Annotated in this window: 11 protein-coding genes and 2 tRNA genes; 4 read left to right on the top strand and 9 right to left on the bottom strand. The window is 65.6% G+C overall.

Annotation, left to right across the window (positions count from 1 at the left end; translation table 11 throughout):
* Position 1: 1 nt before the first annotated feature.
* Complete coding sequence (gene moaA / locus AC1PQG_RS17875) at positions 2 to 1,090, bottom strand: GTP 3',8-cyclase MoaA (RefSeq protein WP_481119158.1); 1,089 nt, start codon at positions 1,088 to 1,090, stop codon at positions 2 to 4.
* A 246-nt stretch (positions 1,091 to 1,336) separates the two neighbouring features.
* On the opposite strand from moaA, the gene AC1PQG_RS17870 reads away from it, so the two are divergent.
* The 3 genes from AC1PQG_RS17870 (at position 1,337) to AC1PQG_RS17860 (ending at position 6,475) form a co-directional block, all read left to right on the top strand.
* Complete coding sequence (locus AC1PQG_RS17870; RefSeq protein WP_481119157.1) at positions 1,337 to 3,427, top strand: methyl-accepting chemotaxis protein; 2,091 nt, start codon at positions 1,337 to 1,339, stop codon at positions 3,425 to 3,427.
* Between the two features lie 410 nt (positions 3,428 to 3,837).
* Complete coding sequence (locus AC1PQG_RS17865) at positions 3,838 to 4,686, top strand: substrate-binding periplasmic protein (RefSeq protein WP_481119156.1); 849 nt, start codon at positions 3,838 to 3,840, stop codon at positions 4,684 to 4,686.
* A gap of 28 nt (positions 4,687 to 4,714) precedes the next feature.
* Positions 4,715 to 6,475, top strand: a complete 1,761-nt coding sequence (locus AC1PQG_RS17860; RefSeq protein WP_481119155.1) for an outer membrane protein assembly factor BamB family protein — start codon at positions 4,715 to 4,717, stop codon at positions 6,473 to 6,475.
* A gap of 16 nt (positions 6,476 to 6,491) precedes the next feature.
* Here AC1PQG_RS17860 and AC1PQG_RS17855 read toward each other — a convergent pair whose 3' ends face one another.
* The 5 genes from AC1PQG_RS17855 to AC1PQG_RS17835 form a co-directional block, all read right to left on the bottom strand.
* On the bottom strand, positions 6,492 to 7,121 hold the full coding sequence (locus AC1PQG_RS17855; protein WP_481119154.1) for a response regulator: 630 nt from the start codon (positions 7,119 to 7,121) through the stop codon (positions 6,492 to 6,494).
* Positions 7,118 to 8,527: a sensor histidine kinase gene (locus AC1PQG_RS17850; protein ID WP_481119153.1), complete on the bottom strand. Its 1,410-nt coding sequence runs from the start codon at positions 8,525 to 8,527 to the stop codon at positions 7,118 to 7,120. The genes AC1PQG_RS17855 and AC1PQG_RS17850 overlap by 4 nt, the downstream gene beginning before the upstream one ends.
* Positions 8,528 to 8,672: 145 nt before the next feature.
* Positions 8,673 to 9,926, bottom strand: coding sequence for a DUF1501 domain-containing protein (locus AC1PQG_RS17845; RefSeq protein WP_481119152.1), 1,254 nt, complete (start codon positions 9,924 to 9,926; stop codon positions 8,673 to 8,675).
* Positions 9,927 to 9,941: 15 nt separating this feature from the next.
* Positions 9,942 to 11,525 carry a DUF1800 domain-containing protein gene (locus AC1PQG_RS17840; RefSeq protein WP_481119151.1) on the bottom strand — a complete coding sequence of 528 codons (1,584 nt, stop codon included), beginning with the start codon at positions 11,523 to 11,525 and terminating at the stop codon, positions 9,942 to 9,944.
* Between the two features lie 12 nt (positions 11,526 to 11,537).
* Entirely contained in the window at positions 11,538 to 11,879 is a 342-nt protein-coding gene (locus AC1PQG_RS17835; protein WP_481119150.1) for a hypothetical protein, read from the bottom strand.
* Between the two features lie 295 nt (positions 11,880 to 12,174).
* Here AC1PQG_RS17835 and AC1PQG_RS17830 point away from each other — a divergent pair, with 295 nt between their 5' ends.
* A complete protein-coding gene (locus AC1PQG_RS17830) occupies positions 12,175 to 13,461 on the top strand; it encodes a cytochrome-c peroxidase (RefSeq protein ID WP_481119149.1) in 1,287 nt (428 codons plus the stop codon).
* A gap of 326 nt (positions 13,462 to 13,787) precedes the next feature.
* Here the strand turns inward: AC1PQG_RS17830 and AC1PQG_RS17825 are convergent.
* The 3 genes from AC1PQG_RS17825 to AC1PQG_RS17815 all read right to left on the bottom strand — a co-directional run bounded on the left by AC1PQG_RS17825 (position 13,788) and on the right by AC1PQG_RS17815 (position 15,299).
* Positions 13,788 to 13,863 (bottom strand) — tRNA-Asn (locus tag AC1PQG_RS17825).
* Positions 13,864 to 13,917: 54 nt separating this feature from the next.
* Positions 13,918 to 13,993: transfer RNA gene (locus tag AC1PQG_RS17820), tRNA-Asn, on the bottom strand.
* 97 nt (positions 13,994 to 14,090) lie between these two features.
* Positions 14,091 to 15,299 (bottom strand): amino acid aminotransferase, encoded by a 1,209-nt coding sequence (locus tag AC1PQG_RS17815; protein WP_481119148.1) that lies wholly within the window; start codon positions 15,297 to 15,299, stop codon positions 14,091 to 14,093.
* Positions 15,300 to 15,325 lie beyond the last annotated feature (26 nt).

Here is a 15,325-nt window from a genome sequence, read left to right as displayed (position 1 = left end):
GTCAGCCCCCGATGTAGGACATCTCGATCTTGCGCAGGGCGGCCGTCTCGGCGGTGCGGATCTCCGAGTAGCGGTCGCCGCGGCCCTGCCAGATGTGGCCGATGGCGGCCGACAGCTCGGCGTCGCTGCGGCCGTTGCGCAGCAGTGCGCGCAGGTCGTGGCCGCTCTGGGCGAACAGGCAGGTGTACAGGCGCCCCTCGGTGGACAGGCGGGCCCGCGTGCAGGTGGAGCAGAAGGCCTGGGTGACCGAGGAGATCACGCCGATCTCGCCGCCGCCGTCTTTGTAGCGCCAGCGTTCGGCCACCTCGCCGGTGTAGTTGGGATCGACGGGCTCCAGCGGGAATTCGGCGTGGATGCGGCGGACGACTTCGGCCGACGGCACGACGTCGTCCATGCGCCAGCCGTTGGAACTGCCCACGTCCATGAACTCGATGAAACGCAGGATGTGGCCGCTGCCGCGGAAATGGCGCGCCAGCGGCAGGATCTCGTGGTCGTTGAGGCCGCGCTTGACGACCATGTTGATCTTGATCGGCCCGAGCCCGGCGGCCGTGGCGGCATCGATGCCCTTCAGCACGTCGGCGACCGGCACGTCCATGTCGTTCATCGCGCGGAAGACCGTATCGTCGAGGGAGTCCAGGCTGACGGTGACACGCTTCAGGCCGGCCGCCTTGAGGGCCGCAGCCTTTTTGGGCAGCAGCACGCCATTGGTGGTCAGCGTGACCTCGAGGCCCGGAATGGCGGCCAGCTGGGCAATGAGCTGCTCCAGATTGCGGCGCAGCAGCGGCTCGCCGCCGGTCAGGCGGATCTTGCTGACGCCGTGGGCGGCGAACAGGCGGGCCAGGCGGGTGATCTCCTCGAAGGACAGCAGGGACTCCCGCGGCAGGAAGGCGTAGTCCTTGTCGAACACTGCCTTGGGCATGCAGTACACGCAGCGGAAGTTGCAGCGGTCGGTGACAGAGATGCGCAGATCCCGCACCGGGCGGCCCCGGCTGTCGAGCAGGTGGCCGGTCGGTGCGTTGAGTTCCCGCGGGATCTTGGGCAGTTGCCCGAGCAGGCGCTCGTCGGCGAGGGGAATGACTCTCTGGTTCATCTCTGTGCGGGACGGATACGGGCAGGCGCCGTTATACGACGCCCAGTGGCCTGTGGCCTTGTTCTGGGGCAAGACGCCAAGCGCCTTCCTGCAAAAATTATGGGGGGCGGTGCGGGGAAGGACAAGCTGGTCGACGTGTGTTCTCCACGGAGCACCATCAAAAAAAGCGCTTGCTTGCCGTTAAGGCCGAAGTGGGCGTCGTTTTGAGCGGCGTCCGACGCATCTGTCAGCAGAGGAAAATGAACCATGAACAACTTGACGATCGGCAGGCGCCTGGCCCTTGGATTCGGATTCGTGCTGGCGCTCGGCCTGTTCGTTGCGATAGCGGTCTTTTACCACCTCGTGGAACTGCGTACCCGTTTTGGTGAATTTGAAGGACGGATGGTGGCGCGGGAGCGGCTTGCTTACCAGGGGCAGGTAGCGCTCGGGAACGGCATTCATTATTTCAAGAACACGGTACTTCGGGGCGGGGACTATCCGCAGAAATTCGCCGGCAGCATGGCGGCGATCGACCGCGTCGTCGGCGATTATCGAACTCTGGGGCCGGTAAGCGGCGAGGCCCAGCGCGCCCTGGAGGAGATTGTCGCGGGCAGCCAGAAATATCGGGCGGTAATCGTGCAGGTCGTTGATATGCGGGCGAGTGGTGCGACGGTGGCAGACGTGGACAAGGCGATTGCCGGCGCCGATAAGCCCATCGGGGAGGCTTTTGCGAAACTTCTGGAGTTGCAGTCGGCGGAAACCCGGCAGGCGCAGCAGGCTTTCGATGCAGAAGTGACAGATACGCAGAGGGGGCTCGGCGTTGCCACTGCCCTGATGGTCTTGATCGGTGCGTTCGCCGCCTGGCGGATCAGTCGCAGTGTAAGTCGGCCCCTGGCCCAGGCCGTGGCGATCAGCCAAGCGGTGGCGGCCGGTAATCTGCCCGAGAGGATCGAGGTGGCAGGCCGGGATGAGACCGGGCAACTGCTGCAGTCCATGCAGCGCATGGTCGAGATGTTCAGGGGGTTTGCCGAGGCGCAGGCGGAGAACGCCCGGCAACATGAAGCGGGGATGGTCGAACATCGGATCGATGCCGGGTGTTTTCCAGGGGTCTATGGGACGATGGCCCGCTCGATCAACGGCTTGGTGCAGACCCACATCGCGGTCAGCAGGCAGGTGGTCGAGGTCGTCAAACGCTACGCTGTGGGTGATCTGTCGATGGACATGGATCGTCTGCCCGGTCATCAGGCCCGCATTACCGAAGCCATGGATGGGGTGAAGGATTCGCTGCACAGCGTGAATGCGCAGATTCAGGCGCTGGTGGATGCGGCTGCAAATGGCGACTTCCAGGCCCGCGGCGATACCGCGGCCTTCCATCACGAATTCCGGCGGATGATCGAGGGGCTCAACCGCCTGATGGAAGTAAGTGATGTCGGGCTGGGCGAGGTGTCGCGGATTCTCGAGGCGCTGGCGCGTGGCGATCTCACCCAGCGGATCGAGGGTGAATACCAAGGCGCCTTTGGCCGCTTGCGAGACGATGCCAACACGACAGTGGCGCGTCTGCGGGAGGTGATCGGTGGCTTGCAGGGGGCTGCGGTCGCGATCAACACCGCGACCAAGGAGATTGCCGCTGGTAATGCAGATCTGTCCCGAAGGACGGAAGAACAGGCCAGCAGCCTTGAGGAAACCGCCAGTTCGATGGAGGAGTTGAATGCCACGGTCAGGCAGAATGCCGACAACGCCCAGCGTGCGAACCTGTTGGCGAGCCAGTCCAACGATGCGGTGGTGCACGGCGGAGTCGCCGTGCAGCGCGTCGTGGCAACCATGGCGGACATCCGCGAGAGTTCGAGCAAGATTGCGGACATCATCGGCGTGATCGACGGTATCGCCTTTCAGACCAACATCCTAGCGCTGAACGCCGCCGTTGAGGCGGCCCGGGCTGGAGAGCAAGGGCGCGGATTTGCTGTAGTGGCGAACGAGGTCCGCGCGCTGGCGCAACGTAGCGCGGTGGCGGCGCGGGAGATCAAGGAACTGATCGCTGTGTCCGTCGACAAGGTTGCCGGCGGTGCGACGCAGGTGGATGAAGCTGGGACCGCGATGCAGGAGGTCGTGACGGCCTTCGGGCAGGTGGCCGAACTGCTGGCCGGGATCAGTGAGGCGAGCCGTGAGCAAAGCCAGGGAATCGAGCAGGTGACCCACGCCATCACCCGGATGGATGACGTGACCCAGCAGAATGCCGCATTGGTGGAACAGGCCGCCGCTGCCGCGGAAAGTCTCGAAGTTCAGGCCCAGGGATTGATGGAGGTCGTCGCCCGCTTCAAGCTGAGCGGGTTATCTGAAAGAACCCGGCGGGTGGGTTGAGTGGAAGAGCCGGAGCTTTCCGCGGAAGTTGTGGAGATTCAATCCGTACCCTCGCGTCGAGGATAGGTTCTTGGTCTTGCGAAGGGTAGCGCAGTTAATCATCGACGGCGATGGGCCGCAGGCCGACTTCGGCGGCAGACTCGCTGCCGGCCTTGCTTGAAGGTCGGCGTGGTCGCGCAGTTCCGGGCTTGCGTCTGTCTCCACGTCTAGCCGCTGGACGGGTGCAAGCTGGAGGACGGATCCGGGGGGCGTTGCGGGGTGCTCCTGGATCTCTCGGGCAATTTGCCCGACGTGCCCGACAAAATTGCCCGACCCCGTGCTCGTGTGCTCCCGCCGCTGGAGGCGGCGCCTAGAATCCGGGCGAACGACAAAAACAACTCCCAACCCGTTCGCCTTTCTGGAGACTACCGATGAAACATTCCCCTCGCCGTCAGCTTTTGCTGGGACTGGCCGCCGTCCTGCTCACCTGTCATCTGCCGGCGCACGCCGACGAACAAATGGACGCGATCCACAAGCGGGGCCGCCTGAAGGTGGCCGTGTACAACAACTTCCCGCCCTATTCCGATGCGGGCAAGGGAATTGACGTGGAGCTGGGCCAGGCCCTGGCGGCCAAGCTGGGGCTGCAGGCCGATATCATCGGTTTCAAGGCTGGCGAGGATATGGGGGACGATCTGCGCAACATGGTCTGGAAAGGCCATTATCTGCGGGGCGAGCCGGCGGACGTGATGCTGCGCGTACCGGTGGACCCGGAGTTCGCCAAGGACAACGAGCAGGCCCGCATCTTTGGCGCCTACCAGCAGGAGGTGATGGGTATGGCGCGGGTGGCCAGCCGCATCCCGGCCCCCAGCGGCTCCGCGGCGGTGGCGCTGGAAGTGTTTACCCGCGAGAAGATCGGCGTCGAGGGCGATACGCTGGCCGACTCCTTCCTGGGCGGCGTGCTGCAGGGGCGGCTGCGTTCCAACATCACCCATTTCCGTTCCATCGGCGAGGCCGTCAAAGCGCTGCAGGAAGACAGCGTGGCGGCAGTGATGGCGCCGTTGGCCGAGCTGGAGGGGGCTCTTGTCGGCGAGACCCGCTTTGCTGTCGAGGAGGCCAAGCTGGGAGAACTGAATCCCAAGCGCTGGGCCGTTGGGATGGCGGTGAAGGCCGACTCTGACGAGCTTGCCACGGCGCTCAGTGGAGCCCTGAGCGAGCTGCAGAAGGATGGCACCGTGGCGGCCATCTTCAAGCGCCACGGCGTGACACCGCGCACCAACTGAGTACGCCCTTCGAGACCCGGACCGACAAATGCGTATCCACATCCGATTGCTCCCAGCCCTCTGCGCCCTAGCACTCGCACCGGCCTTTGCTGCCGATATCGACTGGCCCACCTACGGCCTCGACTTCAGCAACCAGCGCTACGCCACGCCGAACCAGATCGACACCGGCAACGTGGGTAAGCTCACCCGGGCGTGGGCTTACCACAGCGGCGTGAAGGCCACCTTCCAGTCAACTCCGATCATGGTGGATCGCACCGTCTATCTGTCGCTGCCCTTCAACGGGGTGGTCGCGCTGGACGCGGTGACAGGCCGCCAACTGTGGCGCTACGAGCACCCGCGCAAAAAGGATTACCCGCTGTGCTGCGGGCCGGCCAACCGGGGCGTGGCGGTGGCGGACGGCAAGGTCTTCATCGGCACCGTGGATGCACGGCTGGTGGCGCTGGATGCCAAGTCCGGCAAGGTGCTGTGGGACGTGGAGGTGGCCGACGCCGACAGCGCCCGGCAGGAGTCCGTCTCCACCCTCACGGAGGCAGACCCGCTGCGCAAGGCCAACATCGCCGGGCAGTCGGGCGTGGGTATTGCGATGGCCCCAGTGGTATACAAGGGCAAGGTGCTGATCGGGGTGACCGGCGTGGGTTACGGCTTGCACCTGGATTCCGACCGGGACGGGGCGCCGCTGGGGGCGGTGGTGGGGTTTGCCGGCAACTACGGCCGACCGGGTTTTCTGGCGGCTTTCGACGCAAACACCGGCAAGCGGGTGTGGCAGTTCGACACGATTGCCCCGAGCAACTGGGAGGGTGAGTTCCGCCGTACCACGCCGGACGGTGTGGCGCTCCATAGGGACATCGAGAAGGAACGTGCCGACCTGCCCAAATATCCCGACGCGGCGCGCTATGGTGGCGGTTCGGCGTGGTCCACGCCAGCCATCGATTCCGAGAACGGGCTGCTCTATTTCGGCACCGGCAATCCGTCGCCGCAGATGGACGGCACCTCGCGGCCCGGCGATAACCTGTACACCGTGTCGCTGGTGTGCCTGGACGTGGAGACGGGCAAGATCCGCTGGCATTACCAGCAAGTGCCTCACGATCAGTGGGGCTACGACGTGGCGAGCCCGGCGGTGCTGTTCGACTATCCCCACAACGGCAAGCGGGTTCCGGCCGTGGGCCAGGCCGCCAAGATCGGCTGGTACTACATCCATAACCGCCTCACGGGCGAGCTGCTGAAGAAGTCGGACGAATTCGTCGTCCACCAGAACACCTTCACCAACCCCACGCCTGAAGGTCAGGTGATCCTGCCCGGCGTGCTGGGTGGCATCAACTGGTCGCCCACCTCGGTGGATGCCAGGCAACTGGTGGCCTACGTGCCGGCGATCCACTGGCCGGTGAAGTACACCAAGCGTGTGATCCCCGCCACCGCGGCCAAGCCCGCGGTGGAGTACACGACGCTTGAGCCGCTGATGGACGCGCCCCGCTGGGGCGTACTGTCGGCCATCGACCTCGCCACCGGCAAGATGAAATGGCAGCACAAGACGGCCCAGCCCTTGGTCGGTGGGGTGCTGGCCACGGCGGGAAACCTCGTTTTCATGGGCGAGGGCAACGGCCGCTTCAACGCCTACGACGCCGCCAACGGGAAGGCCCTGTGGAGCGACCAGCTGGATGCGGGCGTCAATGCGCCGCCCATTACCTGGCAGATCGACGGCGTGCAGTACGTGGGCGTGGCGGCGGGCGGCAACCAGATCTTCGGCTACAAGGCCGGCGACACCTTCCAGGTCTACACCCTGAAAAGGTGAGGTTTGGCCCCGGCCCTCAGCCGATCAGCTTGAGTTTCATGGCCAGCCGGGCGAGCTCGAGGTCCGTACGCACGCCCAGTTTGGTCTTGATCTGATAGTGCACGTTCTGCACTGTCTTAGGGCTGATGTTGAGGATGTTGCCGATCTCTTCGACGTCGAGCCCGTCGAGGAGCAGGCGCAGGATCTCGAATTCCCTGGGGGACAATTCCTCGGCCGGATTGCTGACCCCTTCCAGCAGGGTGAGCGCCATCTCCGGGGCGATGTCCGGGCTCAGCACTTTTTCGCGCCGGGCTACCTTGTACACCGCCTGGATCAGCACGTCCGGGCTGCTGCTCTTGGTCACGTAGCCCAGCGCCCCGGCGCGGACCGCCTGGGCCGCGAAGAGCGGGTCCCGGTGCATGCTGAAGACCAGGATGCAGGCTTCCGGCTGGCGCTGGAGAATGCGTCGGGTCAGCTCGATGCCGCCCATGCCGGGCAGGGACAGATCTAGAATGGTGAGATCAGGCTGGCCTTCACGGAGGATCTGCAGCGCTTCCTCGGCGGAGCCGGCTTCGGCCTCCACGCGCAGGTCGGCACGGCGCTCCAGAAGGCGGCGGTAGCCTTCGCGGACCACCGCGTGGTCATCGACGAGCAGAATTCGGATCACAGGGGCTCCTTGTTGGTGGTCTCTTCGGTGCTCGTGAGGGGCAGATGCACGCTCACCAGCGTACCCCGGTCCGGTGCCGGGGCGATGCGCAGGGTGCCGCCCAGCGCGAGCACCCGCTCCTCCATGCCCAGCCGGCCGAAGCCGCCGGGCTTGCCGGCTTGGCCGGCGTCCTCCCCGCTGCGGACTCCCTGGCCGTCGTCACGGATCTCGAGGATCAGCCCGGCCGGCTTCCTTCGCAGGGTCACGTCCACCCGATCGGGCAGGCCGTGGCGGACGGCGTTGGTGAGGCTTTCCTGGATGATCCTGTAGAGGCTCACGTTGATGTTGTCCGGAAGGTCCTCGAGCCCGCCGCCGGTGGTGAGGGTGAAGTGCGTTCCCCGGCTGCGCTGGTTCCAGCCGGCGATGAGCTGCTGGAGGCTGGGCACCAGCCCGAACTCCTCGAGCCCGATGGGGCGCAGGCGGTGGAGAATTTGCTGGAGGGTTTCCATCATGTGGGCGACGGTCTTGACGATGGAGTCCACACACGGGCGCAGGGTTGGCACACCTTCGTCGGCGAGTTCCCGTGCGAAGGCCGCCTCGGCATTGAGGGACGCCAGGTACTGGCCAAACTCGTCATGCAGCTCCCTGGCCAAGTGTTGGCGCTCTTCCTCGCGCGCCGACAGCAGCCGGTGGGCGAGGCGCTGCTGGCTGTGGATGGTGCGGGCCAGGCGGTCGGCCAAGTGGTTGAAGCCTTCGGCGATGCGGTTGAGCTCGATGAGCGCGAAGCTGGGCATGCGGGCCTCGAGGTCGCCTCCCTCCATCCGGCTGAGCGTGCCGAGGATTGCCTCCGAGGGGGCCAGCGCGTTGCGAACCGGCCGATACACGAAGAAGCTGAGAAACAGGATCATCACGCTCACCGCGACCAGATTGCCCAGTTTCAGCGCCAGTTCGAGCACCTCCCGTCCATAGTTGGGTGTGACCACCAGTTGCCCGCCGGTGATGCCCGGGTATTGCCCGATGCTGCCGCGGAACTCCGCATCACTGCCGACGACCCAGCGCATGAATGCCTCCACCGGCGCCGGCAGGTCGATGGCCTCGGCAAAGCACTGGCGATGGGTGGCGTGGGTGTGAAAGTCGCTCATCTCGATGCAGAAATCGAGCACTTGCCCCATCGCCTTGAGGGCAGTGAGGTCAAGATTGAGTTCGGCGAGGGTGGCATCATAGGCCGAGTAGTTGCGATTGATCTCTTCGGTAATGAGCTGGCGGATCGCCACGCCCGTACGCTGGATGTCATCATGCACGCGGTAGCGCGCCTCCAGCAGCGTCACCACCGCACCCAGCAGCAGCACGATCAGTGCGAACAGGCTGACGCGGACAAAGAGATGGCGCTTGAGGTCGAGGGGACGCAGGCGGGGGGCGGGGAACATGGCAGGGCGGTCAAATTCGATCGACCCACAGGATGCCGCAAAAGCGCCGGGGAAATTGCCCGACGTGAGACCGATGGCTACCGATCAGGCGGGTCGGCCCGCGCCCGTCGACGACGTCGTCAAGACCTGGGAGCTGGGGAAGGGCTCAAGCACTGAGCAGCCCCGGTAGCCCACGGCCGGTAAAGCCCGGGAACACCTCCGCCAGGCGTGCGTCGGCAAGGCGCATATGGCGTTCGCAGAGCGTGACCAGCACGTCCCGGAAGTCCGTGGTGACTGCCAGGTCGCGTCCTTCGTAAAGGGCTGGCGAGTCCAGGCCGGGCCAGCGGCCATGGACCTTGCCCCCCGCGACGCGGCCGCCGAGCAGCCACATCACGTTACCGTGCCCATGATCGGTCCCGCCATTGCCGTTCTGGCGCACGGTGCGTCCGAACTCGGACATCACCACGATCTGGGTTTCGTCCAGGCGCGGCCCGAGGCCCCGCGCCAATTCAGCCAAGCCTCGCGCCAGGGGTTGCAGGCGCCCGGCCAGCTGGCCCTTGGCTGCGCCCTGATTGGCGTGGGTATCCCATCCGCCGACGGCCATGAAGGCCAGCTGGACGCCTTCGTCCTGACGCATCAGGCGTGCCAGGCGGGCCGCGTCGGCGGGGAAGCCCGTGGCGGGCGGGGCACCGTTGTCGGCGGCGCTCATCTCCTGTTCGAGGCGGGCCGGATCGAGGGCCTCCATGGCTTCCTTGTGGGCGCGCTGGGACTCCCGGTAGGCCCGCGATAGCTTGTCGTCGTTGTCGTACAGGCGGTCGAAGGCCTGGGCAACTTTGGGCCGGTCGAGCAGGGTCGGGCGCGTGGCCCGGTCGCCCAGGGGCAGGTTCGCCACCGGCTGGTGCCCCGCCAGGGCACGCGGCAGCACCGCACCCATGCCGAGGGCGCGCAGCGGGGCGGGATTGGCCACCGGCGGCAAGGCCCCCAGCAGGCGATTGAGCCAGCCGTCCGGGGTCGTCTTGCGCCCCGGCGTGCCGGACTCCATGTAGTCTTGGGCGTCGAAGTGGGAGCGGCTGGGATCTGGAGATCCGGATGCATGCACGAAGGCCAGGCGCCCGCTCTGCCAGTATGGCAGCAGGGGCGCGAGGGCCGGGTGCAGGCCGAAGTGTCCATCCAGATCCAGAACCCCATCCTCGCCGCCCGGCCGGGCCAGGGCGATGGTCGACCGGACGCGATAGTATTCGGGCTCGCCGTGGGGCATCACGACGCTCAGGCCATCCACCGCCCCGCGGAGGAATACCACCACCAGCCGGCCTGCGCCGGCGTCCCCAGGCACTCCCCGGGCCGCGATGGCCGAGCGCCCGAAGGGCAGTAGCATGGCGCCACCCAGCGCCGCCATCTTGAGGAAATCCCGGCGCAGCATCGCGTGTCTCCTGGGTCAGTGATGCATGAAGTCGGGGCTGCCGAGCACCAGCGCGGCGCGCAGGGCCGGTGCCGATTGCTCTACCACCGCGCGGGTCTTGGCCGAAATGGAGCTGCCCAGCGTTGCCAGCAGAAGCGCCGCGTCCACTGGGAGCAATCCTTTAACGGACGCGTCGCGCATCTCCCGGGTGCGGCCGGCACCACCGCTCGGCACGGCTGTGGCAGGCATGGCGCCGCCGCTGTCACCGGGCGCCCCCTCCAAGGCCAGCCTGCCGCCCGCCAGGGCCGAGGCAAAGTCGATACGGCGGCTCATCGCATCGGGGCTGAGCCAGGCCTCCTCGGTATTCTTGTAGCCATCGGGGGTCAGGCAACCGTACAGCGGCATGCCCAGCTGGTTGAGTGCGCCCAGCAGCGGACGGACATTGCGTACCGGACTACCCGCCGCGCGCAGGGACGACAGCACGTACTGGTAGGGGGTCTTGAACTTGCCTCCCTGGAAGGCGGGGGCGCGGAATTCCTTGCTTGCGAACAAACTCGCCAGCACCGCGCGGATATCGCCGTCGGTCTCGATGAAGCGCCGGGACAAGCGCTCCACCAAGGCGGGTGGCGGAACATCGGCAACAAAATACTGGGCAAGCTGGTAGCTGATGTGCCTGGCGGTGGCCGGCTGGCGGGCTAACACATCGAGCGCCCATTCGCCCTCAGCCTGGCCGCGCGCCGTCACCGGGCGTCCCAGCCAGGTTTTGTCCCCGTTGTCGTGACGCCGGGGATCGAAGACGAACAGGGCGTCGCCCCGCCTGGCACGGGGATCGAAGGTCCAGCCGGTGAGCATGCGGGCCAGCTCGGTCACGTCATGCTGGCCATATCCCCCATCGACGCCGAGGGTATGCAGCTCCATCAGCTCGCGGGCGTAGTTCTCGTTGAGGCCGGATGCCTTCGCCGCCGGCCCGGCGCCGCCGCGCGGGTGGAAGTCGGGTGACACGGACAGCCAGTTGTCCAGGTAGAACAGCATGGCCGGATGGTGGGCCGTGGCACCCAGTAGATCGCGGAAGCGCCCCAGGGCGTAGGGCCGGATCGCCTCGCGCTCGTAGGACTCCACCAGGACGCGGTCGAGCCCCTTGCCAGCGAAGACGTTGAAATGATTGAACCAGAAATCGACCATGACTTCCTGTAGCTGCCGAGGGCTTTGCAGCGCCTGCAACAGGCGGGCCTCGCCGGCCTCCAGGGCCACGCGGCGCAACAGCTCCCGCTGCAGGGTCTTGGCATCCTCGCCCTCCGACCGGACGGCCCGCTGGGCCTCCCGGTACTGGTTGATGAGCTCCCGGGGAGATGCCTTGGCAGAATCGAGGCCTGCCAGTTCGCGGCTGAGCTGCTCGGGTATCGGCAAGCGTTCGGGATGCAGTTGTTCGTCGATGTAGCGGTCTATCCCCACCTGCATGACGTGGGCAAGATCGCCCGGTGCGGGGCCTAGGCTCAGGCGATTGAGGACATGCAGCGCGGCTCGCTCGCCGATGTCGTCGTCTGCCCGCAGTGCCGATGACGCGAGCAGGGTCGTCGACAACGCTAGCGCGCCGACCAGTTTCCCGACGCCTGAAGCCACGGTCGCGACCCCTTAGTGGCCGATCTGGCGGCTGACCGCGTTTTCCTGCTGGTTCAAGGTCCGCTGTTCGGTCTTGGTGATATGGCCTCCGTTCTGGCTAGCCATCAGCCGCTCCTCGCGGCGGATCTGCCGGTCTTCCTTGTGCAGGGTCGCGGCCTGCTTGCCGCTGATTTCCCCTTCCTTCACTTCCTGATTGATGCGGCGATGCTGGTTCGCCAGCCGGCCGTTCACTTCGGCGCGACGGGGATGCTCCCTGGCCCACTGGCCATCGGCCGCAAAAGCGTTGCCAACGACAACGGAAGCCATGGCGGATACGACAAGGGCGGAAAGCAGGTTCCGATGCGGCTTGGTCATGATGATCTCCTCAGCAAGAAAGGGGCTTTCAACTGGGGCAGGCGCGAATCGTCCTGCCTGCGAACACTAACGTTTTGTCCTGTCGCCTGTTTGACAGCGAAAATGTAAGCAACCGGCTTCATTTGCAAGCACGTGTTGCGCTGACTGCCTCTTATCGACGTGGAACGTGCAAATGTCACGCCCGGAGCCATCCTGGACTACGGTGTGCATGTCCCCTGGCCGTAGTTCCGTCAACCCGGGGCGCACGGACTCGAAACGGAATCTCGGACTACGGACAATTTCAAGGAAGGCACAGATGAAAGGCACAAGGACTCTGATCCGCTTGATGTCGGCTCTGGGCGCGCTGGCTTTCGGCCTGCCAGTCCAAGCGGCTGCACCGGCACCCCCCAGCCAGGCGACGCTGGCCGCCCTAGGCAAGCTGATGTTCGTCGATCTAGCGCTGTCCGCCTCGGGGGCTGTGTCCTGTGCCACCTGCCACGCTCCCCAGAACGCCGGCCTGGCACCCAACACGCAGCCTGTTCAGCCAGGTGGGGCCAGCTTGAGCACGCAGGGCTTCCGTAACGCCCCGACCACCACCTACGTCCTGTTCACGCCGCCGCCGGCAATCAGCAGCGACGGCAGGATCCATGGCGGGCAAATGCTCGACGGACGCGCCGCCGATCTCGCCGCCCAGGCCGTGCAGCCCTTCCTGTCGTCGGTCGAGATGGCCAACGCCAGCAGCGCCGACGTGCGGGCCCGTCTGCAGAAACGCCCCTACCTGCAGCAGTTCGAAGCTGCCTTTGGTGCGGCGATCCTGAGCAATGCCGATGCGACCCTGAACGCGATGGCCCAGGCCATCGCCACTTTCGAACGCAGCGACCCGTCCTTCCAGCTGTTCTCAAGCAAGTTCGACGCCTACATCAAGGGGAGAGCCAAGCTGACAGCCCAGGAGGCCAACGGACTGAGCCTCTTCAACAACGCCCAGAAGGGCAACTGCAGCGCTTGCCACGCCAGCACCAGCACCGTCAGCGGCGTGCCGCCCCTGTTCACCAATTTCAGCTACCACGCCCTCGGAGTTCCACGGAACTGGAAGATCGCCTACAACCAGGACAGCTTCGTCGCCCCCGCTTTCGTTCCCCAGAACGGCTACGGCCTCGGTGCCCCGAACCATAAGTATTACGATCTCGGTGCTTGCGGTCCCTTCCGCACCGATCTGCGCGGGGTGAGTACGGTGTGCGGCCAGTTCAAGGTGCCGACCCTGCGCAATACTGCGCTGAAGGGTGCCTATGAGCATAACGGCGTGTTTGCCAGCCTGCAGCAGGTGCTGGCCTTCTACACCACGCGGGACCTGAACCCAGGCGCAATCTACAAGCAGGCGGACGGCGTCACCGCCGACATCGCCTACAACGACCTGCCGGTTATCTACCGGGCCAACGTGGAAGACCCGCCCCCCTTCCGCCCCCTACCTGGCAAGCTGGCCCGCCTGCAGCCGTCGGAAGTTCAGGACATCATCGCCTTCCTGTGCACCCTCACCGATGGCTACGATCCCGCCAATCCGACTGCGTACCGCTATCCGACCCAGTGCAAGGCGGCGCTGCGTTGAGGCTAGACAATCCTTTTCATGAATGTGGGGTGTAATGACCGTTGTCCCCTCTACCACACACAAGCCTTCGAGGCCCCTCGACAGCGCGATAGCTATCACTTCGACGAATGGGGAACTCAGAGCGAACCGGTGGGAGCCTGGCTATGGCGGGGGGGCATGAGGCGTGAAGGAGGGCGGCTGATTCCCATTCCGCCCCGGGTTTGTCACACCGGATGATGTTCTATGTGGACCACACGATGGGGGTACGCATCGAACCCCCGGACCAGCAATCGACCAGACAACAAAAAAGCCAACCCTTGCGGATTGGCTTTTCTGCTTGCTTGTCTTGGCTCCTCGACCTGGGCTCGAACCAGGGACCTACGGATTAACAGTCCGGCGCTCTACCGACTGAGCTATCGAGGATCTGACGGGTTGGCGATCCGCATCCGATTGGGTGCAAATGACCTGAATTTTTTCTGGCTCCTCGACCTGGGCTCGAACCAGGGACCTACGGATTAACAGTCCGGCGCTCTACCGACTGAGCTATCGAGGAACAGAGGCGCGCAGTATAGGAAGACGTTGCTGAAACGTCAAGCTGATTTGCGCGGTTTTTTTGCCCTCGGCTTGGCCGAGGGCAGTGCAACGGAAGCTTAGGCCTTGATGACGGCGGCGATGGCGTCGGCGACGTAGTCGAGGTTCTTGCTGTTCAGCGCGGCCAGGCAGATGCGGCCGGTGCCGACGGCGTAGATGCCGAACTCGGTCTTCATGCGCTCGACTTGGGCGGTGCTAAGGCCGGTGTAAGAGAACATGCCGCGCTGTTTGATGACGAAGGAGAAATCCTGGTCGATGTTACGGGCCGCCAGTTTGTCGACGAGGCCGGTCCGCATGGCGCGGATGCGGTCACGCATGCCGGCCAGCTCGGACTCCCACTGGGCGCGCAGCTCAGGGGTGGACAGCACGGCAGCCACGACCGCGCCACCGTGGATCGGCGGGTTGGAGTAGTTGGTGCGGATCACGCGCTTGAGCTGGGACAGCACGCGGGCGGACTCGTCCTTGTTCTGGGTGACGATGGACAGGGCGCCGACGCGCTCGCCGTACAACGAGAAGCTCTTGGAGAAGGAGCTGGACACGAAGAAGGACAGGCCGGAGGCGGCGAACAGGTTCACCGCGACGGCGTCCGGCTCGATGCCGTCGGCAAAGCCCTGGTAGGCCATGTCGAGGAAGGGGATGAGGCCGCGGGCCGCACAGGCCTTGACCACTTCGGCCCACTGGGCTTCGGTGAGGTCGGCGCCGGTGGGGTTGTGGCAGCAGGCGTGCAGCACGATCACGGAGCCAGCCGGCAGCGTGTTGAGCTTGGCGATCATCGCCTCGGCGTTGGCGCCGCGGGTTTCCGGGTTGTAGTACGGGTAGGTTTCGACCGGGAAGCCGGCGGCCTCAAACAGGGCGCGGTGGTTTTCCCAGGACGGATCGGAGATGTAGACCGTGGCGCCGGAAACGACGCGCTGGATCAGGTCGGCGCCGATGCGCAGGGCGCCGGTGCCGCCGAGGGCCTGGGCGGTGACGACACGGCCGTCACGGATGAGGGCGCTGTCGGCGCCGAACAGCAGGTTCTGCACCGCGCTGTTGTAGGCGACGGGGCCTTCGATGGGCTGGTAGCCGCGCGGGGGGGCCGCTTCGAGGCGGGCCTTTTCAGCGGTCTTGACGGCGGCCAGCAGGGGAATCTTGCCGTTGTCGTCGAAATAGACGCCAACGCCGAGGTTGACCTTGGTGCTGCGGGTATCCGCGTTGAAGGCTTCGTTCAGGCCAAGAATCGGATCGCGGGGGGCCATTTCCACCGCAGCAAAGATCGAAGAGCTCATGGGGTCTCCAGAAGGGGCGAAGGGAG

This window comes from Zoogloea sp. GDB6 (assembly GCF_056724105.1).
This window is presented reverse-complemented; position numbering and strand designations above follow the sequence as displayed.

What these genes read in the sequence shown, in the direction of transcription:
- moaA (WP_481119158.1), bottom strand. Translation starts at nt 1,090, where the DNA reads ATGAACCAGAGAGTCATTCCCCTCGCCGACGAGCGCCTGCTCGGGCAA.
- AC1PQG_RS17870 (WP_481119157.1), top strand. Translation starts at nt 1,337, where the DNA reads ATGAACAACTTGACGATCGGCAGGCGCCTGGCCCTTGGATTCGGATTC.
- AC1PQG_RS17865 (WP_481119156.1), top strand. Translation starts at nt 3,838, where the DNA reads ATGAAACATTCCCCTCGCCGTCAGCTTTTGCTGGGACTGGCCGCCGTC.
- AC1PQG_RS17860 (WP_481119155.1), top strand. Translation starts at nt 4,715, where the DNA reads ATGCGTATCCACATCCGATTGCTCCCAGCCCTCTGCGCCCTAGCACTC.
- AC1PQG_RS17850 (WP_481119153.1), bottom strand. Translation starts at nt 8,527, where the DNA reads ATGTTCCCCGCCCCCCGCCTGCGTCCCCTCGACCTCAAGCGCCATCTC.
- AC1PQG_RS17845 (WP_481119152.1), bottom strand. Translation starts at nt 9,926, where the DNA reads ATGCTGCGCCGGGATTTCCTCAAGATGGCGGCGCTGGGTGGCGCCATG.
- AC1PQG_RS17835 (WP_481119150.1), bottom strand. Translation starts at nt 11,879, where the DNA reads ATGACCAAGCCGCATCGGAACCTGCTTTCCGCCCTTGTCGTATCCGCC.
- AC1PQG_RS17830 (WP_481119149.1), top strand. Translation starts at nt 12,175, where the DNA reads ATGAAAGGCACAAGGACTCTGATCCGCTTGATGTCGGCTCTGGGCGCG.
- AC1PQG_RS17815 (WP_481119148.1), bottom strand. Translation starts at nt 15,299, where the DNA reads ATGAGCTCTTCGATCTTTGCTGCGGTGGAAATGGCCCCCCGCGATCCG.